This is a genomic window from Rathayibacter sp. AY1H2 (assembly GCF_002931985.1).
Classification (GTDB): Bacteria; Actinomycetota; Actinomycetes; order Actinomycetales; family Microbacteriaceae; genus Rathayibacter.
The window spans coordinates 27,066-50,867 of the sequence record NZ_PSUV01000011.1 but is presented as its reverse complement, the minus strand read 5'-3'; the positions used below and the strand labels follow the sequence as shown (position 1 = coordinate 50,867).

Here is a 23,802-nt window from a genome sequence, read left to right as displayed (position 1 = left end):
GGTCCAGCCCGCCTCGCTACAGTGACGGCGGCCTGCGCCCGAGCGGGCCGGGAGGACGGCCACGATGGCTCAGACGGACGGTTGGATCTCGACGGCGATCTGGTGGCACGTCTACCCGCTCGGCTTCACGGGCGCCGAGGCGAGCGCCTCGGAGGGTCCGGGCCCGGACGACGAGCCGCAGCACCGCCTCCGCGCCCTGCTCCCCTGGCTCGACGACCTGCTGGCGCTGGGCTGCAACGGGCTGCTGCTGGGGCCGGTCTTCGCCTCCTCCACCCACGGCTACGACACGGTCGACCACTTCCGGGTCGATCCCCGCCTCGGCGACGAGGCAGACCTCGACGCGCTGATCGCCGCGTGCCGCGAGCGCGGGATCCGGGTGCTGCTCGACGGGGTCTTCAACCACGTGGGACGGGAGCACCCCTGGTGGCGTGCCGCGGTCGCAGCCGGCGAGGGCTCCCCCGAGGCGGCGCGCTTCTCCCGCAGCGAGCGGTCGCAGGAGGTCGACGGCCTCCGCGTCGACGTGTTCGAGGGGCACGACGCTCTGGTCGAGCTCGACAACGGGAACCCCGAGGTCGCGGAGCACGTGTCCTCCGTGCTCGCGCACTGGCTCGAGCGGGGCATCGACGGCTGGCGGCTCGACGCGGCGTACGCGGTCGCGCCGGCGGCCTGGCACGCGGCGATCGACCCGGTGCGGCAGCGCTTCCCCGACGCATGGTTCGTCGGCGAGGTCATCCACGGCGACTACACCGGCTACGTGCGGGAGTCGGGGCTCGACTCGGTCACGCAGTACGAGCTCTGGAAGGCCGTCCGCAACTCCCTCGAGGAGGCGAACCTCTTCGAGCTGGCCTGGTCCCTGAAGCGCCACGACGACTTCGTCCGCGAGTTCCTGCCCCTCACCTTCGTCGGCAACCACGACGTGACCCGGATCGCCAGCGCCGTCAGCGACGAGCGCCACCACGGCCACGCCGCGGCGATCCTCGGCTTCGTCGCCGGCGTGCCGAGCATCTACTCCGGCGACGAGCGGGGCCTGCGCGGCGTCAAGGAGGAGCGGATCGGCGGCGACGACGCGATCCGCCCGGAGTTCCCGGCCGAGCCCGCCGAGTGGCCGGGCGGGGAGGCCTACCGGGCCCACCAGGAGGTCGTCGCGTTCCGCCGACGGAACCCGTGGCTGGTCGGCGCGAGCACCCGCACGGTCGACCTCTCCAACACCGCCGTGATGCTCGTGGCGGAGGGCCCGGAGGGACGCACCGCGCGGCTCGCGCTGAACATCGGCGACGAGACGGCGACCGTCGGCGGCGTCCAGGTCGCTCCCCACTCCTGGTCGCTGCACGACTGACCAGGCGCGCGGGCGGCCCGGCAGTGCGCGACGGAGCGTCGACCTCCGGGGGCCCGTCCTCTACGCTCGGGCGCATGCCGAGACCTGCACGAGGACCCTTCGACGGGCGAGCCGACTCGATCGACGACGCCGGGATGCCGGCGTCCGGACTCGAGCAGGCGTTCGCCGCCCCCGTCGACCCGGAGAGCGACCCCGGACCGGGCGAGAGGAGCGGCCTGTCGAGCCGCATCGCCCAGGAGCTGCTCGAGGACGGCTTCGGCCTCGACGCGAGCGACGAGGAGCCCCCGTCCCGCGCCGTGGAGATCGACGATCCCGCCCGCGCCGTGGGTGACGATCCCGCCCACCCCGTGCACGGCTCGATGTCCGGCGAGTTCGAGCGCCGCTGAGCCCGGCCGCCGTCGGTCGGTCGTCGACAGCCCGGCGGCACCGCTCCGCCCGCCGGCCGTCGTCACCCCGCCGGTACCGCGCCGCCGGCCGCCGGAGCCGGGTCCGGGCCGGCCGCCTGCAGCTCGGCGAGGAATCCGGGCCGGAGCACGCGTGCCTCGATCGACGCGGCTCCCGAGGTCCAGCCGTCGCCGAGCGGACGCTCGGGCGTGAGCAGCACGTGGCCCGGCGTCCCCGCTCGGCCGAGGGCGGCGGCGACGCGGCCCTCCGGATCGTAGAGGGCGTGGTCGACGAGCGGCCCGTAGACGGCGTGCACCGCGAAGTCCTCGCGGCTGCCGAGGAGGACGGGCAGCAGCTCCTCGCCCGGGCGCAGGCCGTGGGGCCACCAGCGGAAGCGCTCGACGAGCGCGTGGCAGGCGGCGCACGAGGGCGAGAAGAAGACGAGGTGCGTCGCCGGGCGGGACAGCTCCTCGAGCGTCAGGAGCTCGCCGGCCACTGTGACGAACGGGAGGTCGGCGGCCGAGAGGTCGCACTCGGGCGCGCGCCCCGGCGCGGACTCCCTGTCGGCTGCGGACAGGCGGGCGGCCGCCCGGACGCGAGCGGCCGTCGACGCCGCACGGCGGTCGCGCACCAGCACGAGCGAGACCGCGGCGAGAGCGGCGGCGAGCCCGGACGCCGCCGCCGAGGCACCGCCGCCGCCGAGCAGCGCGGCCGGAGCGAGCCCGCCGAGGGCCCCGGCGACCGCGAGCGCGAGCAGCACCGCGTTCCTCGCGACGGTGCGTCCGGTCATCCGTGCCGAGCCCAGCCCGCCGAAGCACTCGCAGTCGACGTCCTCCGTCGCGCGGACCGCGCGGACGGCGACGACGAGGAACACGGCGTCGAGGAGCGCCACCGGCACGAGGGCGGCACGGTGCGCCGGAGCGGGCGCCAGCACCACCGCGGCGCCCAGCGCGATCTCGACGACGGGGAAGGCGGCCGCGAACCAGCCGCGGCGCCGGAGGAGGAGGGGGACCCCGAGCGCCTCGAGGCTCGCCCGGAACCGCTCCGTGCGGCCGAGCTTCAGGGCGCCGCTGACGACGAGCACCGCGCCCGCGCACCACGCGGCGATCGCGAGAACCGCCTCCAGCATCCGTCGCCCTCCTCGCTCGGCATCGACCCGAGCAACGCTACCGGCGCGGACCGGCCTCCCGCGGCCGAGGCGGGGAACGGGGCGGAGACGGCGCGATCCGGCGCGTTCCGCCCTCCGGACGAGCCGCTGCCGGCGCATCCGGCGCCCCGATCCCTCCAGGCGGGGCGCCCCCGGGCTCCCTCCCGGTCCCGGACGGCCGCTCCGCCGTACACTTCGAGAGGATCGGAGGGGTCATGCGGGGACGGCGAGCGCGCGACGAGCGGCACGGCACGGCGGCGAGTCCGCCTGCGGCCGCCGCTCCCCCGGCTGCGGTCACGGCTCCGGCCCCCTCGGACTCGCCGGACGACGCCTCGGGCGACGTCTCGACCGGGATGCGGATCGCCGCCGCCTGGTCGTGGCGCTTCCTCGCCGTCGCCGGGCTCCTCTACCTCCTCGTGCGCCTCGTCTCGCTGCTGCCCGTGATCGTCGTGCCGGTGCTGATCGCGCTGCTGCTCACCGCGCTCCTCACCCCGCTGCGGAACCGGCTCGAGCGCCTGCGGCTCCCCCGCCCGCTCGCGGTCCTGGTCTCGATCGTCCTGATGCTCCTCCTGCTGACCGGCCTCGTCGGGCTGGTGATCGTGCAGTCGCGCTCCGGCTTCAGCGGAGTGGGGCAGCGCGCTCTCGACGCGGTCGACGGCGTCGAGGCGTGGCTGCGGAGCCCGCCGCTGTCGTTCTCGGACGTCCAGCTCTCGGACTGGGCGCAGCGCGCGGTCGACTGGGCCGACGCGCAGGCGTCGACGATCGCGTCCGGGGCCCTCGCCGTCGGCTCCCAGCTGGCCGAGGTCTTCGCCGGAACCCTCCTCACCCTGTTCTCGCTGATCTTCCTGCTCCTCGACGGCCGCCGGATCTGGCACTGGTTCCTCCGCCTCCTCCCCCGCCGCGCGCGCCCCGCGATGGAGCGCGGCGGCGCCGCCGGCTGGCGGACCCTCAGCCAGTTCGTGATCGCGCAGCTCGGCGTCGCCGGGATCAACGCCGTCGGCATCGGCATCGGCGCGCTCGCGCTGCAGCTGCCGCTCGTCGTGCCGATCGCGATCGTGGTGTTCCTCGGCTCGTTCGTCCCGATCCTCGGCGCGATCGTGACCGGTGCGCTCGCCGCACTGGTCGCTCTGCTGTTCAGCGGGCCCGTCGCCGCGCTGGTGATGGTCGGCGTCGTGATCCTGGTGCACCTGCTCGAGGGGCACGTGCTGCAGCCGCTCATCCTCGGGACCGCCGTGAAGGTGCATCCGCTCGCCGTGGTGCTCGGAGTCGCGACCGGGCTCGAGGTGGCCGGGCTCGCCGGGGCGCTGTTCGCGGTGCCGACCATCGCGACGCTGAACGCGGCGGTCACCGCCATGCGGGCGCGCGCGCCCGCAGCGGAGTGAGCGCGTTCGATCCGGCCGCCCGACCCGGATCGACGGTGCTGCCCGCCCTCGCCTGCCCGGTCTGCGGCGGCGCGCTCGCCCCCGACGCGCTGCCCCGCCCCTCCTCGCTCCGCTGCCCCCTCGGGCACAGCTCCGACCTCGCGCGCCAGGGCTACGCCTCGCTCCTGCGCGGGAGGCACGCGACCTCGGGCGACACCACGGCGATGGTGCAGGCCCGCGCCGACCTGCTCGGCTCCGGCCACTACCGGGTGATCCAGGACGCGGTCGCCGCGGCCGTCCCCGCCGGCGCACGGCTCGTGGTCGACCTGGGCTGCGGCACCGGGGCGTACCTCGCGGCCGTGCTCGAGGCGCATCCGGCGGCGGACGGGCTGGGCCTGGACCTCTCGGCCCCGGCCGCCCGCCGCGCCGCCCGCGCGCATCCCCGGGCGGCGATCGCGACCGCGGACCTCTGGCAGCCCCTCCCGCTGGCCGACGCCTCCGCCGACGCGCTGCTCACCGTCTTCGCGCCGCGGAACGCCCCGGAGATGCGGCGGGTGCTCCGTCCGGGCGGCGTCGCCGTCGTCGTCACTCCGCGCGAGAGGCACCTGCACGAGATCCGCGAGCGGTTCGGGATGCTGGGCATCGACGCCGGCAAGGCGGAGCGGCTCGACGAGCAGCTGGCGGGGTTCGCGCTCGAGGAGCGCATCGAGCTCGACACGACGGTGCTGATGAGCGTCGACGAGCTGCGCGCCGAGGTGCTGATGGGGCCGAGTGCCCACCACGTGGATCCCGAGGCGCTGGACGCTCGGCTCGCGGCGGTGGAGGGGACGACCGCGGTGACGGTCGCGGTCACCGTGTCGCGCTTCGTGCGCGCGGAGTAGCGGCGGGCGTGCCGCCGACCCCGCGTCAGTACGTCTCGCGCAGGCGCTCCTGGTCGACCACCGCTTCGCGGTCCGCGAGGCGGCGCAGGCCCGCGAGGGGCTGGGCCATCCGGTGGTTGCCGCGGAGGACCGGCTCGGCCCGGTCGAGGAAGGCCCAGTACCCGGCGGTCACCGGGCAGGCGTTCTCGCCCAGGCGCACCTTCGGGTCGAAGCGGCAGCCGCCGCAGTAGTCGGACATCCGGTTGATGTAGGCGCCGCCCGAGGCGTACGGCTTCGTCGCGACGACGCCGCCGTCGGCGTGCTGGGACATCCCGATCACGTTCGCCGGCATCACCCACTCCGTGCCGTCGACGAAGACGTCCACGAACCAGTCGTTGAGCTCCGCCGGATCCCACCCCCGCTGCAGTCCCCAGTTGCCGAGCACCATCAGGCGCTGGATGTGGTGCGCCCAGCCGTGCCGGTGCACGTCGTCGAGAGTCTCGTGCAGGCAGTTCGCCTCGATGCCGCTCGGGTCGAGCGCGAGCAGCTCGGCGGGCAGCGGCGTGGAGGCGCCGAGCGCGCGGCTGCGGTTCCGGTACTCCGGCCCGAGGTGCCAGAACAGGTTCCAGACGTAGTCGCGCCAGCCGAGGATCTGGCGGATGAACCCCTCCGTCGCCGCGATCGGCGCGCCCCCGGCGGCGTACTCCGCCTCGGCCGCCTCGACGACCGTCCGCGGATCGAGCACGCCGAGGTTCATCGGGGCGCTGAGCAGCGAGTGCGCCATCGTCCAGTCGCCCGAGAGCATCGCGTCCTCGTAGGTCCCGAAGTCGCCCAGCCGCGACGACACGAAGTCGGCGAGCGCCGCCTCTGCCTCGGCGGGCGTCGCGGCGAAGCGGCGCGGACCGTCGGCGCCGACCAGGCGGATCGCCCCCTCGGCCTCCCAGCGCGCGAGGTCGGCGCGCACCTCCTCGTCGATGTCGTCCTCCTCCGGCCACCACGGGTCGGGCAGGCCGAGCCGGGAGGCGCCCTTGGGCGGAGGCTGGCGGTTGTCGTGGTCGTAGTTCCAGCGGCCGCCCTCGGGCTGGTCGCCGCGCATCAGCACGCCGGTGCGCTCGCGGCTCCACCGGTAGAAGTCCTCCAGCAGCAGGCGCTTGCCCGAGCGGGAGAGCGCCCACTCGCGGAAGTCCTCCTCGGCCGTGATGAAGCCGCGGCTGGGCAGAACGCTCATGCCGAGCCTGCGGGCGAGGCGGCGGCCGCCGCGGGTGGGCGGGTCGATCACCTCGAGGTCGTCGCGCCCGGCGAGGGCCTCGCCGAAGGTCTCGGAGCGGACGTACTCGGCGCGGTCCCCGAGCTCGCGGGCGCGGTGGCGGAGCGCCGACAGCAGCAGCTGCGCCTTGGCGCGGTGCATCGGGCGGCGCCCGAACGCCGATCGGGCCTCGACCAGCAGCATCGGACCGCCGTCGTCGAAGGCAGGGCCGAGCTGGCCGATGACGCTCCAGCGGGTGCGAGGGGGTCTGCTCATCCTCGGAGGCTAGGCGGACGGATCCGGCGCCGGTAGGAGTTGCGCGGCACGGATGTGCAGCCGCCACGTCTTGCACCCCCGCCCCCGATGCAGAAGTCTCGGAGCGAGCGCGGCCGATCCGACCGCGCACCGACGCGACGAAGCGAGGAGGCCGCCATGGCCCACCACGACCACGACAACGAGCACCACGAGGGTCACGAGCACCACGACCACCACGACCACCACGAGGGTCACGACGAGCACACCGCCGGCCACGGCCGTCACGTCGCCGAGGGCACGAGCACCGAGGACACCGAAGGCGGCGAGTACACCTCGACGGAGGGCGTCTCGCACACCGCCGGCGAGGCCGAGGGCAGCTACGTCGACACCTCGGTCAACGAGCAGAGCACCGCCGACAAGGGCAGCTACGTCGACACCAGCGCCGCGGGCACCTCCGCCGAGGGCGAGGGCGAGTACACCGACCGCGACGAGTGACCCGCGCCCGGGCGCCGCGCGTCCCGCCGGGACACCGCGCTCCGGCCGGTGTCCCGGCGGGGAGCCGGCGCCTCGGCGGGACGCGGTGGTCCGCCGGCGCTTCAGGCGGGCTTCAGCGGGGCCGCGGCTAGCCTGGGCTCGCGCGGGCCCCCGCGCGCCGAGCCCGGGGAGGCCGCCATCCGCATCCTGGTCGTCGACGACGAGATCAACCTGCTCCGCGCCCTCGAGACGGGCCTGGAGGCCGAGGGCTTCGCCGTGGACACCGCCACCACCGGCACCGACGCCCTCTGGTACGCGCAGGAGGCCGACTACGCCGCCATCGTCCTCGACCTGATGCTCCCGGACGTCAGCGGCTTCCGCGTCTGCGAGCGGCTGCGCGCCGCCGAGGACTGGACTCCGATCCTGATGCTCACCGCGAAGGACGGCGACCTCGACCAGGTCGAGGCCCTCGACACCGGCGCCGACGACTACCTCACCAAGCCGTTCTCGTTCCCGGTGCTCGTCGCGCGGCTGCGCGCCCTCATCCGCCGCGGAGCCGCCGAGCGGCCCACGGTGCGCGTCGTCGGCGATCTCGTGCTGGATCCGGCGTCCCGGAGCGTCGAGCGGGGCGGAGTCGCCGTGCCGCTGACCGCGCGCGAGTTCAGCGTCCTCGAGTACTTCGTCTCGCGGGCGGGCGAGGTCGTCTCGAAACGCGACGTCCTCGGAGCCGTCTGGGACTTCGACTACGACGGCGACCCGAACATCGTCGAGGTCTACGTCCGCACCCTGCGCAACAAGATCGACCGGCCCTTCGGTCGCGACACCCTCCGCACCCGGCGCGGGGCGGGCTACACGCTGGTGGCCGGGTGAGCCGCCGGAGCCTGCGGACCCGCATCACCGCGGCCGCGACCGCCGTGGTGGCCGCCGCCGCGCTCCTCGGGAGCGTGCTCTTCGTCCTGGTCCTCTCCTCCGTGCTCGCCTCGAGCGCCGCCTCCGCCGCCGACGCCGAGGCGGAGCGGGTCGCGGCGCTGGTCGAGCAGGGCGGCCCGGAGGCCGTCCGCGGCTCGGAGGGACTGGTCCAGCTCGTGGTCGACGGGCGGGTGACCGCCGCGGGCGAGGACGCGGAGGACCTCCCTCCGCTCGCGCTGGCCGAGAGCGACGACCCGGTCACGGTCGACGTGGACGACGAGGGGGCGGTGGTGGTCGCCGCCCGAGAGCTCGACGACGACTCCCTCGTCGTGGTCGGCGTGCCCGACGAGGGCCGCGAGGAGGCGGTGTCCACGACGATCGGGCTGCTCGCGGTCGCCGTCCCGCTGCTGATCGCGCTGGTGGCGGTGGTGTGCGCCGTCGTCGTCGGCCGGGCGCTGCGCCCCGTGGAGCGGATGCGCGCGGAGGCCGAGGCGGTCACCTCCTCCGCCCTGGACCGCCGGATCGCCGCTCCCGGCTCCGGCGACGAGGTCGACCGGCTGGCGCACACCCTCAACCGGATGCTCGATCGGCTGCAGAGCGGGCAGGAGCGGCAGCGGCGCTTCGTCTCGGACGCCTCGCACGAGCTGCGCTCCCCCGTCGCGGCGCTGCGTCAGACAGCGGAGGTGGCGCTCGCGCACCCGGACCGGCTCGACTCCGCCCGGCTGGCGAGGACGGTCGCGGAGGAGTCGGTGCGGCTCGGCGGGCTGATCGAGGGGCTGCTGCTGCTCGCCCGGGCGGACGAGGCGCGCCTGGCCGTGGCGGCGGCTCCTGTGGACCTCGACGATCTCGCCCTCGGCGAGGTGCGGCGCCTGCGCGACTCCGGAGCCCGGGTCGACGCGAGCGGGATCTCGCCCGTGCAGGCGGTGGCCGACGAGGCCCTGCTCTCGCGGGCGCTGCGGAACCTGGTCGACAACGCGGTGCGGCACCGCTCCTCGCAGCTGGCGCTCTCGACCCGGATCGACGGAGCGGAGGCGGTGCTCGCGGTGGACGACGACGGGCCGGGGATCCCGGCGGCGGAGCGCGAGCGGGTGCTCGAGCGCTTCGTCCGCCTCGACGAGGGCCGGGCGCGCGACGCCGGAGGGTCGGGCCTCGGCCTGGCGATCGTCGCCGGGATCGCCCGGGCCCACGGCGGACGGGTCGTCGTCGGCGACTCGGCGCTGGGCGGCGCCCGGGTCGAGGTACGGGTGCCGCTCGTCCGCTGAGCGGGCGCTTCAGGCCTGCTTCAGCGCCCGACCGCGAGAGTGCTGGAGGCGTCGACGAGCGGCGCCGGGACGGAGCCATCGTGCAGAAGAAGACGAAGATCATCGCCGGGATCGCCGGAGCGGTCGTGCTGATCGGAGCCGGGACGGGCATCGCCTACGCCGCGACCGACGGCTTCGAGGGGTCCGACTCCCTCACCGGCAGCGACCTGGACCGCGCGAGCGAGGCCGCGCTCGCCGAGATCGGCGGCGGGACCGTCACCTCGGCCGAGCGCGACGACGACGGCGCCACCGGCTACGAGCTGGACCTGACCGACCGCGCCGGCCTCGAGTACGAGATGCGCCTCGACGACTCCTTCGCCGTCGTGTCCGTGGACCCCGACGACCGCGCCCTCCAGGCCGGCTCGGGCGACGACGGCGTGCCTGCCGGCGACCCGACCGCGGCCGCCGTGGACCCGGACGACCTCACCGGCGACGACCTCGCCCGCGCGAGCGAGGCGGCGCTGGGCGCCGTCGGCTCCGGGACCGTCACCGAGGCCGAGCGCAGCGACGACGCCGGCCACGCCTTCGAGGTGGAGGTCACCCGCGAGGACGGCACGGACGTGGACGTCGAGCTCGACGCGGCGTTCGCCGTGCTCTCGACGCAGGAGTAGCGCTCTAGCGGCCGCCGGGGCCCTTCGCGGCCCCGGGCGCGGCACCGCTGCCCGCGGGGGCGCCGACGCCGGTCGCCGCACCGCGAGCGCCGGGGCCGTTGCCGTTGCCGCCCGCGTTGCCGTTGCCGTTGCCGTTGCCGTTGCCGTTGCCGTTGCCGTTGCCGTTGCCGTTGCCGTTGCCGGGAGCGTTCCCGCTGTTCCCGGGTGCGTCGCCGCTGTTCCCCGGAGCGTCCCCGCTGTTCCCCGGAGCGTCCTCGCCGGGAGCGGCCGGGGTCTCCTCCGCGGGCTCCTCCGGCTCGGTCGGCGTCTCCTCCGGCTCCGACTCCTCGGGCGAGGGGGCGGGGTCGTCCTCGGTCTCGACGGGGGCCGGCGTGTCCTCCGGCTCCTCCTCGACCGGGGTCGTCTCCTCGGGAGCCGGGGCGGTCGTCTCGGCCGGCGCCGGCTCCGGGGCTCCCGCGATCAGGGCCTCGAGGTCGCCGCGGACGACGTCGACCTGCGCCTGCACCGTCGCTGCGCGGTCGGAGCTGACGGAGCCCTCGGCGAGCGCGGCGTCGAGCGCCGATTGCAGCGAGGCGAGCTCGGTGAGAGCGCCCTGGTAGTCGTCGGCCGAGGCCTTCTCGGCGACGGCCACCACAGCGTCGTCGAGGGTCTGGGCGGTGCCCTCGTCGATGCCCTGCGGCGCGGAGGAGCATCCGCTCAGCAGCAGGACCGAGGCGAGCACGGCGCCGGCGGCGCGCAGTCGGAGGCCCCTCACGAGCGGATGCTCTCGCGCAGCTGACGGAGGTGGTCGCCCAGCTCGCCGTCCACCTGCGGCAGAGGCGACTGGGGACCGTCGATCAGGATGATCGCGAGCCCGACGGCGACCGCGACCAGCGCGAGCACCAGCACGATCAGCCACGGGCTCGGGCCGCGGCGCTGCGGAGGGGCGGCCGCGGGGCGGAGCGGAGCCGTGCGCGGCGCCGGAGCGGTCTGCGGTGCCGGAGCGATCCGCGGTGCCGGAGCGATCCGCTCGGTCGCGGTGAAGCGCTGCGTCGGAGCGATCGCCTCCGTGGCCGGGTTGGCGTCGGCCGCGAGCCGGCGGGTCGGATCGAGCGCCTCCGCCCGCGTGATCGGCTCGGTCTCGGCGAGCGCCTCCGTCGACATCACCCGGGTGGCGGGGACGTCGGGCACGACGATGGCCGCCGGCGGGGAGTCGCGCCGCGGATCGATCAGCCGGCGCGCCGACTCCGCCACCTGCAGCGCGGCGGGACGCTCGCCGGGCTCGCGCCGCGTCATCGCGGTCAGGAGCGAGGTCCAGCCGCTGCCGAGCGACTCCGACACCTCGGGGTCGCGGAGCAGACGGGCGAGCGTGACCTCGATCGCCGAGCCCGTGAACGGGCGGCGGCCGGTCAGCGACTCCAGGAGCACCAGGCCGAGGGAGTAGATGTCGCTCGCCGAGGTGACCGGGTCGCCGTGCGCCTGCTCGGGGCTGAGGTAGGCGGCGGTGCCGATGAGGGTGCCGGGCGCGGTGATCCGCGTCGCGTCGATGAGGGAGGCGATGCCGAAGTCGGCCAGCTTCGGGCGGAACTCGCGGCTGGTCAGCGGGCTCGGGACGAGCAGCACGTTCGACGGCTTCACGTCGCGGTGCACGACTCCGGCCGCGTGGACCGTGTGCAGGGCCTCGCCGAGGTCGCCCGCCATCGAGGCGACGTCGTTCGGCGCTACCGGGCCCTCGGCGAGCCGCTCGGACAGGCTCGGGCCCTCGGCGAGCTCCATCACCATGTAGGCCTGGCCGTTGGTGTCGTCGCCGCCGTCGTGCGCGTCGTAGAGGGTGACGAGGGCGGGGTGGTTGAGCGCCGCGAGCAGCCGGATCTCGGACGCCTTGCGCTGCAGGTCCTGCGCGTCGTCGATGCCGGGGGCGAACATCTTCAGCGCGACGGAGCGGCCGAGGACGCCGTCTCGCGCCCGGTAGACCGTGGCCATGCCGCCCCGGCCGATGAGCTCCTCGATCGTGTACCGGCCGTCGACCGTCGTCCCGACGATGCGGGTGTCGCCTGTCCGGTGGGATGCCACGGGTCCTCCTCGCGGTCGGCGGCGGGTGTGCCGCGCCCCCCGGTGCGACCGTCGACCCAGGGTAGTACGTCGACCCTGCACGCCGCCCTCCCCCGGCCGGGCTGTCAAGCGGGTGCCCCCGCGCGCGCCCCGACGTAGCGTCGGAGGTCCCGACGAAAGGCGACGACATGGACCAGGACCGCACGGAGCAGGACGACCAGGGCTCGACCATCGGCAAGCCGGACGGGGCGGCGCCCGCCACCTCCTCCGAGAGCGAGACCATCGAGAAGGACATCTCGGAGTCGCCCGGCAGCGAGCGCGAGACCGAGGCCAAGCAGGACTCGGATCCGGCGGAGAGCCGCACCGAGGTCTCCGGCTCGGCCGAGGTGAAGGCCGTGCCCGGCACGGGCGGCCCGGACGACGTGGGCGACGTCGAGGTCGACCCCGACGAGGTCTCGCTGAACGGCAAGCCGTTCCCGGGTCACGCGGGCACGAAGTAGGACGCCCGGGAGGGGCGGGGCCGCGGCTCCGCCCCTCCCGTGCTCTCCGGTCCGCCCACCACCGGTCGTCCGCCCTCGCCCGGAGGTTCCGCGGACCGCGCGGATCGTCCCGCGCCTGTCAGGCGACCGGCGTCAGGCGATCGGCGTCAGCAGGCCCGGGTCGCGGCGGTCGACCGTGCGGGAGTTGTTCACGCGGCGGTCGACCGGGTGGGCCGTGACGGTCGACGCCATCGCGACGGACGCCCGGTCGAGGGTGGCGAGCATCTCCTCGGCGGAGGCGAGCGGAGCCGGGTCGAGCCAGGCGTCGCGCACGTCGGGCGTGAGGAACACGGGCATCCGGTCGTGCACCTCGCCGGAGGCGTCGCGCGCCTCGCGGGTGATGATCGTGAAGGAGACGCGCCAGTCGTCGCCCTCCTTCCGGGCCGTGTAGAGGCCGGCCGCGGCGAGGTTCGACTCCTCGCCCTGCAGGAACCAGGGCTGCTTGCCGTCGGCGCGGGCCTCCCACTCGTAGTACCCGCGCATCGGCACGATCGCGCGCTGCTTGGCGAACGCCCCGCGGAACAGGCCGTTCGTCGCGACCGACTCGAGGCGCGCGTTGATCGGCGAGGGCCCCCTGCCCTTCGACCAGGACGGGGTGAAGCCCCAGGACGCGAGCTCCAGCTCGCGCTCCCGCTCGCCGTCGTGGAGCCGCTCGCGCACGATCGGCGCGACGTCGGTGGGAGCGACGCTGTAGTCGGGCGCCCAGTCCTCGGCGCGCCCGCCCGCGGCGACGAACTCGCGGATCAGCTCATCGGTCTCGGAGTCCATCGCGAAGCGGCCGCACATGCGGGACAGGCTACGCCGCACCTCCGACGCCGCGCGAGGCGCCGGGTCCGACCACCCGGGACTTCGCGGACCAGAAGCGCATCAGCGCGCCGGCGAGGACCGAGCCCAGCGCGCCGGCGGCGAGGTCGCCGAGCGTGTCCTCGTAGCCGACGAAGATCGAGGAGTCGATGAAGCGGTGCCCCGCCCACTCGCCCCACTCCCACAGGACGCCCGCCGTCGTCCCGAAGCAGGCGCAGAGCACGACCGCCGGGAGCAGCGGCCCGCGATCGCCCGCGACCGCCGGCACGACTCCGGCCCGCGCGGCGACGATGTAGGCCACCGCGGCGATCAGCCCGTTGAGCACGCAGTGCACGACCAGGTCCCACTGCGGCCACGCCTCGTACAGGCCGAGGACGCTGCTCCAGGACGCCACGAGCAGCGCGAGCCCGAAGAGGGCGTCGAGCGCCGGACGGATGCCGAGGAAGCGCGGCAGCACCAGCCCGATCGCCGCGAGCGCGAGCACCGCCACGTCGACCAGGTCCCAGCCGATCGCGGCCGCCACGATGCTCGCCGCCCCGATCGCGCGGATGCCGTCGGCCGTCCACTCCCCGCGGGTGCGCGGGGGCTCGAGGAAGGTCTCGACGAGGGCGGAGCCGCTCACGGCTTCGTGAAGCGCAGCACGGCCTGGACCGGCTCGTGATCGGAGGGCGCCGCTCCCCCGTAGCGGACGGCGTTGATCCCCGCGGAGACGACCTCGAAGGCGCCCTCGCTGACGAGCAGCCAGTCGATCCGCTTGCCCGGCGCCGGCGCGCGGTAGTTCGAGAAGGTGCTCCACGAGTGGGTGAGGTGCTTCTCCGCCGTCTCCCACGCGTCCACGAGGCGGCCCTCCTCGAGGATCGTCCGGTAGGGGACGGTGTCGACGTCGGTGTTGGTGTCGCCCATCACGATCGCGGGGCGTCCGAGCTCGAGGACGCGGCGGGCGATCAGCTCGGCGGAGCGCTGGCGCGAGCGCCGCGAGATGTGGTCGAAGTGGGTCGAGACCACGGTGAGCTCGCGGCTGGTCGCGTGATCGGTCAGCTCCGCGATCACGGCGGTGCGCGGGATGCGGTTGCCCCAGCTGCGCGAGCCGGCGACGTCCGGGGTGTCCGAGAGGGCGATCTGGGTCCAGTGCCGGACGGCGTAGCGGCTGCGGTCGACGAAGAGCATCACGCGCTCGCCGCCGCGGTCCGCGTCCCGGCCGAAGCCCATCGCCTCGAAGGAGGAGCCCAGCGCCTCGTGCACGGCGGCCGACTGGTCCGGCAGCGCCTCCTGCACGGCGAGGATCGAGGGGCGCTCCTGCTCCAGCACCCGCTGGACGAGCGGGCGGCGCCGGTCCCACTGGTCGACGGCGCGGGAGGTGAGGCGCGGCATCCGGCGGCGGATGTTGTAGGTCATCACGTGCAGATCGGGCGCCTCGGTCGGGCCGATCAGAGGCGTCGCGTCGGTCATCACTCCACCCTACGGGGGCGGATCGAGGTGCCACGGAGGCTTGCGGTGACCGCTCCCGCCCGCTCTACTTCGGACATGCCCCTCTCCCAGGACCTCACCGCTCTCGCCGACGAGCGCTTCGTCTCGCTCACCACGTTCCGGAAGTCCGGGGACGCCGTCTCGACCCCGGTCTGGATCGCCCGCGACGGCGACGAGCTGATCGTCACCACTCCCCGCCGCAGCGGCAAGGTGAAGCGCCTCCGCAACGACGCGCGGGTGACCCTCGTCCCCTGCGACCGCCGCGGCCGCGTCTCCGACTACGCGGTGCCGGTCGAGGCCGCCGCGGAGATCGACGCCGACCCCGGCGAGGTCGATCGCCTGGGCCGCGTGTTCCTGGCGAAGTACCGGCTCGAGTACCGCGTGTTCCTCCTGATCGAGGGCCTGGTCACCCGCGCCGACCGCACCCGCGTGATGCTCCGCGTCTCCGACCGCTGACCCGGCACCGCCCTACACCCCCGGAGGCTCCCGCCGGAAGGCCTGGGGGCCGCCGGACCCGAGGTCTACCGTGGGGCGATCGCCGGTGCCCCTGCGCGCTTCCCGCGTGCGCTCCGGCGGCAGTCAGAAGGAGCACGCAATGAGCATCGGAGCAGGGATCTTCCTCCTCGTCGTCGGCGCGGTCCTCGCCTTCGCGGTGGACGTGCAGGTGTCCGGGATCGACCTGAAGCTGGTCGGCTACATCCTCATGGCGGCCGGAGCGGTCGGCCTGATCCTCGGGCTGGTCCTGCTGACGCGCCGCCGCCAGGCCGTCTCGACCACGCGCTCGGCCGTCGACCCGGCCAGCGGCGAGCAGGTCACCCGCCGCTCGAGCGAGAGCGACGGCCCGCTGATCTGATCGGCGGAACGACGAAGGGCGGGACCTCGCGGTCCCGCCCTTCGTCGTTCACGGCCCTACTCGGCGGGCTCGTCCGGCTCGCCGCCGGAGACGGTGTCGGTGTCGCCGCCACCGGAGGAGGTGTCCGTCCCGGTGCCGTCGGGGAGGTCCTCGGTCTTCTCGGTGTCCTCACCCGTGGTGCGGTCGGTGCTCATGGCGCTCTCCCTTCGCGTCGGCGACCTGCCGACCCTCCCACTCTGCTCCGCCCGCGCCTCGCGGGGCAGGGGGTAGCGGAGGCGGAGGGCGGCGTGGAAGGCGCCTACTCCTCGACGACGATGGTGGTGATGACCGGGTTCCGGCGGTGGCGGCGGGTCAGCCAGCGGCCGAGGGTGCGCGTGATCAGCGCCTCCATGGCCTCGAGCTCGACCGGCTTGCCCGCGGCCTGCAGGACGGCGTCGTCGATCGCCTTGCTCGCGTTGGCCTTCCAGCCCGGCTCCTCGACGAAGCCGCGGGTGAAGAACTCGACCGGCTCGCCGAGCGTGCCGCGGTCGAGGTCGGCGATGGCGAGGACCGTGATGGCCCCCTCCTCGGCGAGGACGATGCGGTCGTTCATCGCGTCCTCGGTGGCGACGCCCATCGTGGTGCCGTCGACCAGGATCTGGTCGGCCGGGATGCGCCCGCTGATGCGCGAGCGGCCCTTCACCAGGTCGATCGAGACGCCGTCCTCGATGACGAAGACGTCCTTCTCGTCGATCCCGGTGCGGGTCGCGATCGCCGCGTTCGCGGTGAGGTGGCGCCACTCGCCGTGCACGGGGAGCACCGCGGTGGGGCGGAGGATGTTGTAGCAGTAGGCGAGCTCGCCCGCGCTGGCGTGACCCGAGACGTGCACCTTGGCGTTGCCCTTGTGCACGACCGTGGCGCCCCAGCGGGTGAAGGCGTTGATGATCCGGTAGATCGCGTTCTCGTTGCCGGGGATCAGCGAGCTGGCCAGCAGCACGGTGTCGCCGGGGCCGATGTCGATGATGTGGTCCTTGTTGGCCATGCGCGAGAGCGCCGCCATCGGCTCGCCCTGCGAACCGGTGCAGATCATCACGATCTCGGTCGCGGGGAGCTTCTCGAGCACCTTCATGTCGACGACGAGGCCGGCCGGGATCTTGAGGTAGCCCAGGTCGGCGGCGATGCCCATGTTGCGGACCATCGAGCGGCCGACGAAGGCGACCTTGCGGCCGTGGCGCTGCGCGGCGTCGAGGACCTGCTGGATGCGGTGCACGTGGCTCGCGAAGCTGGACACGACGATGCGGCGCGGCGCGGTGCGGAACACCTGGTCGATCGCGGGGGCGAGGTCGCCCTCCGAGATCGCGAAGCCGGGGACGTCGGCGTTCGTGGAGTCGACCAGGAACAGGTCGACGCCCTCGTCGCCGAGGCGCGCGAAGCCGGGGAGGTCGGTGGTGCGCCCGTCGAGCGGGAACTGGTCCATCTTGAAGTCGCCCGTGTGCAGCACGAGGCCGGCCTCGGTGCGGATCGCGACGGCGAGCCCGTCCGGGATGGAGTGGTTCACGGCGAGGAACTCGAGGTCGAAGACGCCGGCGTCGATCCGGTCGCCCTCCTTCACCGGGCGCGTGCGTGGCGTGATGCGGTGCTCCTGCAGCTTCGCGCTGATCAGCGCGAGGGTGAAGGTCGAGGCGATGATCGGGATGTCGCCGCGCTCCTTGAGGAGGTACGGCACGCCGCCGATGTGGTCCTCGTGGCCGTGGGTGAGGACGATGGCCTCGATGTCCTTCAGGCGCGAGCGGATCGCGGCGAAGTCGGGGAGGATCACGTCGATGCCGGGCTGGTTCTCCTCGGGGAAGAGGACGCCGCAGTCGACGATGAGCAGCTTGCCCTTGTGCTCGAAGACGGTCATGTTGCGGCCGATCTCGCCGAGGCCGCCGAGCGGGGTGATCCGCATGGCGCCCTTCTCGAGGGGCTTGGGCTTGGGGAGCTCGAGGTGGTGGCGGGCGGGCTTGGCGGTTCTGGCGTTTCTCATGCGGTTCTTCCGGGAGGGAGTGGCTGGACGCGGGCGCGCGGCGCAGGGTCCGACCGCGTGCCCGGTCGGGCCGCGGTGATGTGTCGCTCCGGCGCTGTGAGCGCTGTCGGGAGCGGGTGGAGGTGTGCGGGACGGGGCCGGGCGGGGCCGCTCTCAGCGGGCGGTGCCGTCCGTGCGGCGCGCTCTCGCGCACCGACCGTCCCGTACATCCTGCCAGCGTTCCCTGGGTCGCGGGTCCAGGAGGCGGGATCCGGGCCTCGCAGGCGCTCAGGCGCGCGCGTCCTCGACCTCTCGCCGACCCACCGCGTCCTGGCGGCTGCGGAGGAGCTGGCGGCCTGGCGCGCGTGACGGGCGCCGTTCGATGGCTTTACTGCGCTTCACTCGATCTGGATAAAGCACAGTAAGACTCCTGAACCGGCCCGTATGGATGCCGTCGACAATCCCTGCACGCCGAACGCGGGAGCGCGACCGGAGATCCTCATCGGCAGAGACGAGCAGACCCAGGCGTTCCGCACCCTGCTGACGCGCCTGCGACGGGGCCGCACGAACCAGTCGATGATCATCACGGGGCTGCGGGGCGTCGGAAAGACGGTCCTTCTCAACGGCTTCCGGACGATCGCCCAGGAGGAGAACGGGGACAGTGATCGAGTTCGAGGCGGTCAAGCACGACGAGGGCCGGTTCCGCCAGGTGCTGGCAACCCAGCTCAAGGCGGCACTCCTCCGCCTGTCCCCCCGCGCGAGATGGACCGACCGCGGGAGGCACGCCGCCGCGGTCTTGAGCGCCTTCGCGGTGTCTGTCGGAGCGGACGGCGAGTGGTCCATCGGATGGGATGTACCGCTGGCAGAAGGAGTGGCCGATCATCGGGATCTCGGACTGGACCTGACGGACGTCCTCGTCGCCGTGGGTGAAGCGGCGGCCGAGCAGGGCGAGGGGATCGTCCTGCTCATCGACGAGGTCCAGATCCTCGACTCACCGCAGCTCGAAGCGCTCATCCAAGCCATCCACAAGACCGTGCAGCGGAGCCTCCCCGTCACGTTCGTCGGTGCCGGTCTTCCGCAAATCGCCGAGCTGGTGGGCGATGCGAGATCGTACGCCGAGCGGCTCTTCACCTTTCCGCGGATCGACTCGCTCGATCACGACGAAGCGGTAGCGGCTCTCCGAGAGCCGGCAGCGGCCGAGGGCGCGGTCTACGACGACGACGCTGTTGAACTCGCAGTCGAGATCACGACCGGATACCCCTCTTTCATCCAGGAACTGGGCTACCAGGTCTGGACGGTGGCTGAGAACGATCGCATCCACCGGGAGGACGTCGAACTGGCGAGGGAGGCATACGAGGCGAAGCTGGACAGCTCCTTCTTCCGCGTGCGACTCGATCGGGCGAGTCCACTTCAGACCGCGTACATGCGAGCCATGGCGGAGCTCGGACCAGAGCCCCAGAAAGCGGGCGACGTCGCGGCGCTTCTGGAGCGCGCGTCCACTCAGCTCGGATCGGTCCGCGCGGAGCTGATCGGGATGGGGCTCCTGTTCACTCCCGAGCACGGGTACGCCGCGTTCACTGTTCCGGACTTCGACCGGTTCATGAAGCGTGCAGTCCCCGTCTTGGAGGTGCCTCCCGTCGTGAGCCGGGGAGCCCGTCGAGCACCCGCCACCGAGGTCTGAGCCAGGCCGCACCCGTTCACGGCCGCCCGGCGTCAGGACTCGTCGGCCTCGAACCGCAGGGGCCGGTCGGCCACCGGCAGCCCGGAGCCGCGCACGGCGGCCTCGATCGCGGCGTGCCCGCCGTCGGGCGCGACGATCCGCAGGCCGTCCTCGGTCGCCCAGTAGGCGGTGACGCCGTGCTCCTCGACGAGGGTCGTGAGCAGCGCGGCGGTCCGCTCCTGCTCGCCGGGACCGACGGTGATCGCGGCCCAGGGACCGGAGATCTCGACCGGGGCGCCCCGCTCCGCGCCCGCAGCGTCCCGCAGGTCCTCCGCCGCCCGGACGATCGGGAGCAGCGCGGGCAGCCCGCCGGAGACGTCCTCGAAGGAGTCGAGGGCGAAGGCCCCCTCGCGGAGCGACGCGTGCAGCTCCAGGCCGCGGCCGAGCCCGTCGATCCGCTCGAGCAGGGCCGACGCGTCGACAGCGGGAGCGGGGCACGCGGCGGTCGGCTCCTCCGCGCCCGCGAAGGAGAGGGTGTTCCCGCCTGCGGACGTCGCCCGGAACGACCACAGCACCGGATCCGCGTACTCGGTCGCACAGGCCGTCGCGAGGGCGTCGGCGAGCGCCGGCTCCTCGACCGCGACCCCGACCCAGGAGGTCGGCGGGCCGAACGCCGGCGCCTCGACCCAGCGCTCGGCGCCGTCGAGGGAGACTCCGGGCACCGCGGCGACCTCGCTCGTCAGACGGTCGAAGCCGGCGTCGGGCCGTGCGAACGGCGTCTCGTCGATCGTCCAGACGAGGAGCGTCAGCCCGCCGGCGGCGAGGGCCGCGGCGAGGACGCCGGCGACGGGGAGGAGGAGGCGACGGGACACGCCCCCATCCTCGCTCCCCTCCTCCGCGGCGTCACGTGGACATCGGGTGAACGGACGGTGCGCCGGCGTCGACGGCTCCCGCCTCGATCGAGCGCATCATCCGGGTGTTCACGGGCGACGGGTGGACCGAGTCGACCCGGACGCCGGTGCCCGCGACCTCGAGGGCCGCGCTCCTGGTGAGCCCGGCGACCCCGCGCTTCGAGGCGACGGAGGGGCTGAGGCCCGGGGCGCCGTCGAGCCCGGCGACGGAGGAGGTGGTGATCACGCTGCCCCGCCCCTGCTCGATCATCCGCGGCAGCACCGAACGGAGCCGGTGCCGACCCGCTCCCAGCACGCTAGGCGGCGGCCGACCGCCTGCCACGGGGGTCGACCTCCGCGGGGGGCAGGGGTTACCGGCGCAGTCCCGAGACGAGCGCGAGGAGCCCGTCCATCGACTCGACGACGAGGGGCGGGAGGTCGCCGCGCTCGGCGACGAAGGCGATCGGGTTGGTCGCGACGACGTGCCCGGCGAGCTCGCCGTCGACGTGCACGACCAGGAGGCCCGCCCCCTCGGCCTCGGGGGTGCCGACCACGACCTCCCGCTCGCCGAGGAAGCCGGTGCGCGGTTCCGTCCGGGCGGTGCGGATCCACGCGGGCAGCGGCTCCTCGGCGACGTACCTCGAGAGCGCGTCCTCGAGCGACGGGCAGGTCACGTCCTCCTGCGGCAGCCCGAGGCGGTGCGCCTCGAAGCCGCCGTCGACCGGCGTGATGAAGCCGAGCACGGCCTCCGGCTCCCGCGGGTCCTCGGTGCGGGCGCGGACCCGCCAGCCGTCGTCGCCGACCGGGTCGAGCTCCACGTCGTCGACGGTCGCGGGCAGTGCTGTGCGGATCACGGGTGGTCCTTCCTCGAGGGACCGTCCAGTCCACCGGACGGCGGAGGGCGCGTCACCGGGGTTGACGACGGTCGCACCACCCGCATCGAGCACGCCCGCTCCAGACGCGTCCGACTGCTCCCGCTCCGGCACAAGGCCCAGCGCGCGGGCCGCCGTCTCCGCTTGACTGGGGGCGACGCGCCGACCCTCGGCGCACCCGGGAGGCGACATGGCGAACCACCGTTTCGAGCTGCGGTCCGGCCGCGGGATGGGCGTCTCGGCGGCGGGCGATCCCGTCGCCGACCGGCTGGTGGTGTTCTGCCACCCCACTCCCGGAGCGGGCGGCTTCGACCCCGACCCGACCGTCACCGGTCCGTGGGGTCTGCACCTGCTGATCCTCGACCGCCCCGGCTACGGCGCCTCGGACCCGGTCGACGCCGCTCACGGCCGCGTCGAGGACCGCGCGGACGACCTCGCCGAGTACCTGCGCCGCTCCGAGCGCACAGCCCGCATGGTCGAGGGCGCCCGCTTCGGCAGCGTCGGCGTGGTCGGCTGGGGCTCCGGCGGCGCGTTCGCGCTCTCGCTCGCGGCCCGGCACCCCGACCTCGTGGACCGCCTCGCGCTGGTCGGCACCCCCGCGCCCCCGCAGGCCGGCGTGATCGTGCACCCCACCAGCGCGTGGGAGCGGCGCGAGACCCTCCGCGGAGAGGACGCCGACGCGATCGCCGCCGCCCTCCCGCAGACGCAGCCGGGCCTGGACGCGCTCGGGATCGACTCCGACGACCCGGTGCTCGCCACCCACGGCGGACTGCGCAACCGGCTGGAGCGGATGCTCGCCGAGGGCTGGCGGCAGGGCCCGAGCGGCGCCGCGACCGACCTCGCGGCGCTCCGCGACGGCTCCTGGGCCGACGACCTCGACCGGGTGACCGCCGAGACGCTCCTGGTCCACGGCGACGCGGACCCGGTGGCGAGCGCCGAGGACGGCCGCTGGTACCGCGGCCGCCTCGCGCGGGCGCGCACCGTGACGGTCGACGGAGCCGGCCGGCTGGCGCTCGTGCGCGAGTGGCGCCGGATCCTCGACCACGTCGCTCCGCTCGAGCGCGGGGCGGAGGGCCGATGAGCCGCCTGGGCGCGGGCCCGCTCGTGCTCGTGTCGGCGATGGCGGTCTCGGGAGTCGTGCACCTGGTGCACCCGCGGACCTTCGACGCGGTCGTCCCGCGAGGGATGCCCGGCTCGGCGCGCGGATGGGTCCTCGTCTCGGGAGCGGCGGAGCTGGTCTGCGCGGCCGCGACGCTGCACCCGCGGACCCGCGCGGCCGGCGGTCTCGCCTCCGCCGCCCTGATGGCCGCCGTCCTCCCCGGCAACGTGCAGATGGCGCGGGACGCCCGTCGGCCTCGGACCCGGGTGATCACGCTGCTGCGCCTCCCGCTCCAGATCCCGCTCGTGCTCTGGGGTCTTCAGGCGGCACGCAGCCGCTGACGCAAGCCCGCGCGTGCGCGGATCGCCCGCTGCTACCGTCCAGGCATGACCGACCAGAGCGCGGACGACCGCCACGACCAGCTGACCAGCGCCCCGAAGGCGACGGAGGCCGACGCGGCCCCGCGCATCGAGGTCTCCACCACCGAGGCCGGCGACACCCGCATCGACATCCGCGAGGACGCCGCCGTGCGACCGGGCCGTGTCGACGAGAACGGCGACGAGCTCGACGAGAGCCGCGACGATGCCTGAGCGCCGCCGTGCCGCGCTCGTCTACAACCCCGTCAAGGTCGACCTGGAGTCGGTGAAGGCCGCTGTGAAGCGCGCCGAGGAGGCCGCCGGCTGGGAGGAGACGCTCTGGTACGAGACCTCCGTCGAGGACCCCGGGGCCGGTCAGACGAAGGAGGCCCTCGCCGCGGGCGCCGACGTCGTGATCGCGGCCGGCGGCGACGGGACGGTCCGCGTCGTGGCGGAGGCCCTCCGCGGCTCCGACGCCTCGCTCGCGCTGCTGCCCTCCGGCACCGGCAACCTGCTCGCCCGCAACCTGAACCTCACGCTCGACGACATCGACAACTCCCTGACCGTCGCGTTCTCCGGACAGGACCGGGCGATCGACGTCGGGATGATCGACATCGAGACCTCCACGGGCCGCGACCGCCACGCCTACGTCGTGATGGCGGGCCTCGGGATCGACGCGAAGATGCTCGCCAACACCGACGACGACCTCAAGAAGCGGGCCGGCTGGCTCGCCTACGTGGACGCGCTGCGGAAGGCCCTGCTCGACAAGAACCAGCTCGAGTTCCGCTACCGCCTCGACGGCTCGAAGACCCGCAAGGTGCGCGCGCACACGATCATCGTGGGCAACTGCGGCGCCCTGCCGGCGAACATCCTCCTGCTGCCGGACGCGGCCGTCGACGACGGCGAGTTCGACATCGTCCTGCTGCGCCCCGAGGGCTTCTTCGGCTGGGTGCAGATCATCTTCAAGGTGGTGTGGGAGAACGGCGTGCTCCGCCGCAGCGGCGTCGTCGGCAAGAAGCTGATGGGGCTGACCAAGGAGGTGTCGGCCCTGCGGTACGTGAAGGGCCGCGACCTCACGGTCCGCCTCGAGCACGCGCAGGAGATCGAGCTCGACGGCGATCCGTTCGGCTCGACCTCGGCGTTCCGCACCTGGATCGAGCCCGGCGGGCTGACGGTGCGCGTCCCGGCGTAGCGCCGGCGGCGGCCGGGCGGATCCGCCCGGTCCGCCTCCCGCCGGGAGAGAGGATCGTCATCCCTCCCGGCGGAGGCGTCTGCTCCGAGCAGGGCGGTGCAGTGCGGCTTCGGGTACCGCACCCCATGCACCTGCATGAACACGGCGACTGTAGTGCGGAATCCGTCGCCG

General features: G+C 74.4%; 28 protein-coding genes and 1 pseudogene. 17 read left to right on the top strand and 12 right to left on the bottom strand.

What is annotated here, in order from left to right:
* Positions 1-64: 64 nt before the first annotated feature.
* Together C5C29_RS09595 and C5C29_RS17470 are read left to right on the top strand one after the other, a co-directional pair.
* Entirely contained in the window at positions 65-1,336 is a 1,272-nt protein-coding gene (locus tag C5C29_RS09595) for an alpha-amylase family glycosyl hydrolase (protein ID WP_104222910.1), read from the top strand.
* A gap of 74 nt (positions 1,337-1,410) precedes the next feature.
* Positions 1,411-1,722 carry a hypothetical protein gene (locus C5C29_RS17470; protein ID WP_146076888.1) on the top strand — a complete coding sequence of 104 codons (312 nt, stop codon included), beginning with the start codon at positions 1,411-1,413 and terminating at the stop codon, positions 1,720-1,722.
* Positions 1,723-1,784: 62 nt separating this feature from the next.
* Here the strand turns inward: C5C29_RS17470 and C5C29_RS17465 are convergent, their stop codons facing one another.
* Positions 1,785-2,849 (bottom strand): MauE/DoxX family redox-associated membrane protein, encoded by a 1,065-nt coding sequence (locus C5C29_RS17465; RefSeq protein WP_104222912.1) that lies wholly within the window; start codon positions 2,847-2,849, stop codon positions 1,785-1,787.
* Between the two features lie 233 nt (positions 2,850-3,082).
* On the opposite strand from C5C29_RS17465, the gene C5C29_RS09580 reads away from it, so the two are divergent.
* The gene (locus C5C29_RS09580; protein ID WP_104222913.1) at positions 3,083-4,249 is read left to right on the top strand and encodes an AI-2E family transporter; all 1,167 of its coding nucleotides are present in this window, start codon (positions 3,083-3,085) and stop codon (positions 4,247-4,249) included.
* A 35-nt stretch (positions 4,250-4,284) separates the two neighbouring features.
* Entirely contained in the window at positions 4,285-5,109 is an 825-nt protein-coding gene (locus C5C29_RS09575) for a methyltransferase domain-containing protein (protein ID WP_374953256.1), read from the top strand.
* A gap of 25 nt (positions 5,110-5,134) precedes the next feature.
* Here the strand turns inward: C5C29_RS09575 and C5C29_RS09570 are convergent, their stop codons facing one another.
* Positions 5,135-6,610: a cryptochrome/photolyase family protein gene (locus C5C29_RS09570; protein ID WP_104222915.1), complete on the bottom strand. Its 1,476-nt coding sequence runs from the start codon at positions 6,608-6,610 to the stop codon at positions 5,135-5,137.
* A 156-nt stretch (positions 6,611-6,766) separates the two neighbouring features.
* On the opposite strand from C5C29_RS09570, the gene C5C29_RS17165 reads away from it, so the two are divergent.
* The 4 genes from C5C29_RS17165 to C5C29_RS09550 all read left to right on the top strand — a co-directional run bounded on the left by C5C29_RS17165 (position 6,767) and on the right by C5C29_RS09550 (position 9,884).
* Positions 6,767-7,084, top strand: a complete 318-nt coding sequence (locus C5C29_RS17165) for a hypothetical protein (RefSeq protein WP_181074911.1) — start codon at positions 6,767-6,769, stop codon at positions 7,082-7,084.
* Between the two features lie 177 nt (positions 7,085-7,261).
* A complete protein-coding gene (locus C5C29_RS09560) occupies positions 7,262-7,933 on the top strand; it encodes a response regulator transcription factor (protein WP_104222956.1) in 672 nt (223 codons plus the stop codon).
* Positions 7,930-9,234 (top strand): cell wall metabolism sensor histidine kinase WalK, encoded by a 1,305-nt coding sequence (locus tag C5C29_RS09555; protein WP_104222916.1) that lies wholly within the window; start codon positions 7,930-7,932, stop codon positions 9,232-9,234. The genes C5C29_RS09560 and C5C29_RS09555 overlap by 4 nt, the downstream gene beginning before the upstream one ends.
* Positions 9,235-9,314: 80 nt before the next feature.
* Positions 9,315-9,884, top strand: a complete 570-nt coding sequence (locus C5C29_RS09550) for a PepSY domain-containing protein (protein WP_104222917.1) — start codon at positions 9,315-9,317, stop codon at positions 9,882-9,884.
* A gap of 4 nt (positions 9,885-9,888) precedes the next feature.
* Here the strand turns inward: C5C29_RS09550 and C5C29_RS17160 are convergent, their stop codons facing one another.
* Together C5C29_RS17160 and C5C29_RS09540 are read right to left on the bottom strand one after the other, a co-directional pair.
* Positions 9,889-10,638 carry a hypothetical protein gene (locus tag C5C29_RS17160; protein ID WP_181074912.1) on the bottom strand — a complete coding sequence of 250 codons (750 nt, stop codon included), beginning with the start codon at positions 10,636-10,638 and terminating at the stop codon, positions 9,889-9,891.
* Positions 10,635-11,936, bottom strand: coding sequence for a serine/threonine-protein kinase (locus tag C5C29_RS09540; protein ID WP_104308332.1), 1,302 nt, complete (start codon positions 11,934-11,936; stop codon positions 10,635-10,637). Before C5C29_RS09540 ends, C5C29_RS17160 begins: the two co-directional genes overlap by 4 nt.
* Before the next feature lie 167 nt (positions 11,937-12,103).
* On the opposite strand from C5C29_RS09540, the gene C5C29_RS09535 reads away from it, so the two are divergent.
* Positions 12,104-12,415 (top strand): hypothetical protein, encoded by a 312-nt coding sequence (locus C5C29_RS09535; protein ID WP_104222919.1) that lies wholly within the window; start codon positions 12,104-12,106, stop codon positions 12,413-12,415.
* Between the two features lie 132 nt (positions 12,416-12,547).
* Here C5C29_RS09535 and C5C29_RS09530 read toward each other — a convergent pair whose 3' ends face one another.
* From C5C29_RS09530 to C5C29_RS09520, 3 genes are read right to left on the bottom strand one after another with little or no spacing between them, the layout of a single operon-like run.
* The gene (locus C5C29_RS09530; RefSeq protein ID WP_104222920.1) at positions 12,548-13,240 is read right to left on the bottom strand and encodes an SOS response-associated peptidase; all 693 of its coding nucleotides are present in this window, start codon (positions 13,238-13,240) and stop codon (positions 12,548-12,550) included.
* Between the two features lie 10 nt (positions 13,241-13,250).
* On the bottom strand, positions 13,251-13,880 hold the full coding sequence (locus C5C29_RS09525; RefSeq protein ID WP_104222921.1) for a hypothetical protein: 630 nt from the start codon (positions 13,878-13,880) through the stop codon (positions 13,251-13,253).
* On the bottom strand, positions 13,877-14,707 hold the full coding sequence (locus C5C29_RS09520; RefSeq protein WP_104222922.1) for an endonuclease/exonuclease/phosphatase family protein: 831 nt from the start codon (positions 14,705-14,707) through the stop codon (positions 13,877-13,879). Before C5C29_RS09520 ends, C5C29_RS09525 begins: the two co-directional genes overlap by 4 nt.
* A 75-nt stretch (positions 14,708-14,782) precedes the next feature.
* On the opposite strand from C5C29_RS09520, the gene C5C29_RS09515 reads away from it, so the two are divergent.
* Complete coding sequence (locus C5C29_RS09515; RefSeq protein WP_104222923.1) at positions 14,783-15,181, top strand: PPOX class F420-dependent oxidoreductase; 399 nt, start codon at positions 14,783-14,785, stop codon at positions 15,179-15,181.
* Between the two features lie 139 nt (positions 15,182-15,320).
* Positions 15,321-15,578: a DUF6458 family protein gene (locus C5C29_RS09510; protein ID WP_104222924.1), complete on the top strand. Its 258-nt coding sequence runs from the start codon at positions 15,321-15,323 to the stop codon at positions 15,576-15,578.
* A 56-nt stretch (positions 15,579-15,634) separates the two neighbouring features.
* Here C5C29_RS09510 and C5C29_RS17155 read toward each other — a convergent pair whose 3' ends face one another.
* The gene (locus C5C29_RS17155) at positions 15,635-15,772 is read right to left on the bottom strand and encodes a hypothetical protein (protein WP_159940924.1); all 138 of its coding nucleotides are present in this window, start codon (positions 15,770-15,772) and stop codon (positions 15,635-15,637) included.
* A 104-nt stretch (positions 15,773-15,876) separates the two neighbouring features.
* Positions 15,877-17,583, bottom strand: a complete 1,707-nt coding sequence (locus C5C29_RS09505; protein ID WP_104222925.1) for a ribonuclease J — start codon at positions 17,581-17,583, stop codon at positions 15,877-15,879.
* Between the two features lie 423 nt (positions 17,584-18,006).
* Between C5C29_RS09505 and C5C29_RS17460 the strand changes: the two are divergent.
* Both C5C29_RS17460 and C5C29_RS09500 read left to right on the top strand, forming a co-directional pair.
* A pseudogene (locus C5C29_RS17460) lies at positions 18,007-18,153 on the top strand (ATP-binding protein); the annotation flags it as partial.
* A gap of 70 nt (positions 18,154-18,223) precedes the next feature.
* Positions 18,224-19,243: an ATP-binding protein gene (locus C5C29_RS09500; protein ID WP_258062211.1), complete on the top strand. Its 1,020-nt coding sequence runs from the start codon at positions 18,224-18,226 to the stop codon at positions 19,241-19,243.
* Positions 19,244-19,275: 32 nt separating this feature from the next.
* On the opposite strand, the gene C5C29_RS09495 is transcribed toward C5C29_RS09500, so the two are convergent.
* The 3 genes from C5C29_RS09495 to C5C29_RS09485 form a co-directional block, all read right to left on the bottom strand.
* Positions 19,276-20,094: a hypothetical protein gene (locus tag C5C29_RS09495; RefSeq protein WP_104222926.1), complete on the bottom strand. Its 819-nt coding sequence runs from the start codon at positions 20,092-20,094 to the stop codon at positions 19,276-19,278.
* 31 nt (positions 20,095-20,125) lie between these two features.
* On the bottom strand, positions 20,126-20,395 hold the full coding sequence (locus C5C29_RS09490; protein ID WP_258060003.1) for an SDR family oxidoreductase: 270 nt from the start codon (positions 20,393-20,395) through the stop codon (positions 20,126-20,128).
* 88 nt (positions 20,396-20,483) lie between these two features.
* Entirely contained in the window at positions 20,484-20,966 is a 483-nt protein-coding gene (locus tag C5C29_RS09485; RefSeq protein ID WP_104222927.1) for a hypothetical protein, read from the bottom strand.
* Positions 20,967-21,174: 208 nt separating this feature from the next.
* Between C5C29_RS09485 and C5C29_RS09480 the strand changes: the two genes are divergently transcribed.
* The 4 genes from C5C29_RS09480 to C5C29_RS09465 are packed head-to-tail and all read left to right on the top strand — an operon-like array spanning position 21,175 to position 23,631.
* The gene (locus C5C29_RS09480; protein WP_104222928.1) at positions 21,175-22,065 is read left to right on the top strand and encodes an alpha/beta fold hydrolase; all 891 of its coding nucleotides are present in this window, start codon (positions 21,175-21,177) and stop codon (positions 22,063-22,065) included.
* Entirely contained in the window at positions 22,062-22,424 is a 363-nt protein-coding gene (locus C5C29_RS09475) for a hypothetical protein (protein WP_104222929.1), read from the top strand. Before C5C29_RS09480 ends, C5C29_RS09475 begins: the two co-directional genes overlap by 4 nt.
* 45 nt (positions 22,425-22,469) lie before the next feature.
* A complete protein-coding gene (locus C5C29_RS09470; protein ID WP_104222930.1) occupies positions 22,470-22,673 on the top strand; it encodes a multidrug transporter in 204 nt (67 codons plus the stop codon).
* Positions 22,666-23,631, top strand: a complete 966-nt coding sequence (locus tag C5C29_RS09465; protein ID WP_104222931.1) for a diacylglycerol kinase family protein — start codon at positions 22,666-22,668, stop codon at positions 23,629-23,631. Before C5C29_RS09470 ends, C5C29_RS09465 begins: the two co-directional genes overlap by 8 nt.
* Positions 23,632-23,802 lie beyond the last annotated feature (171 nt).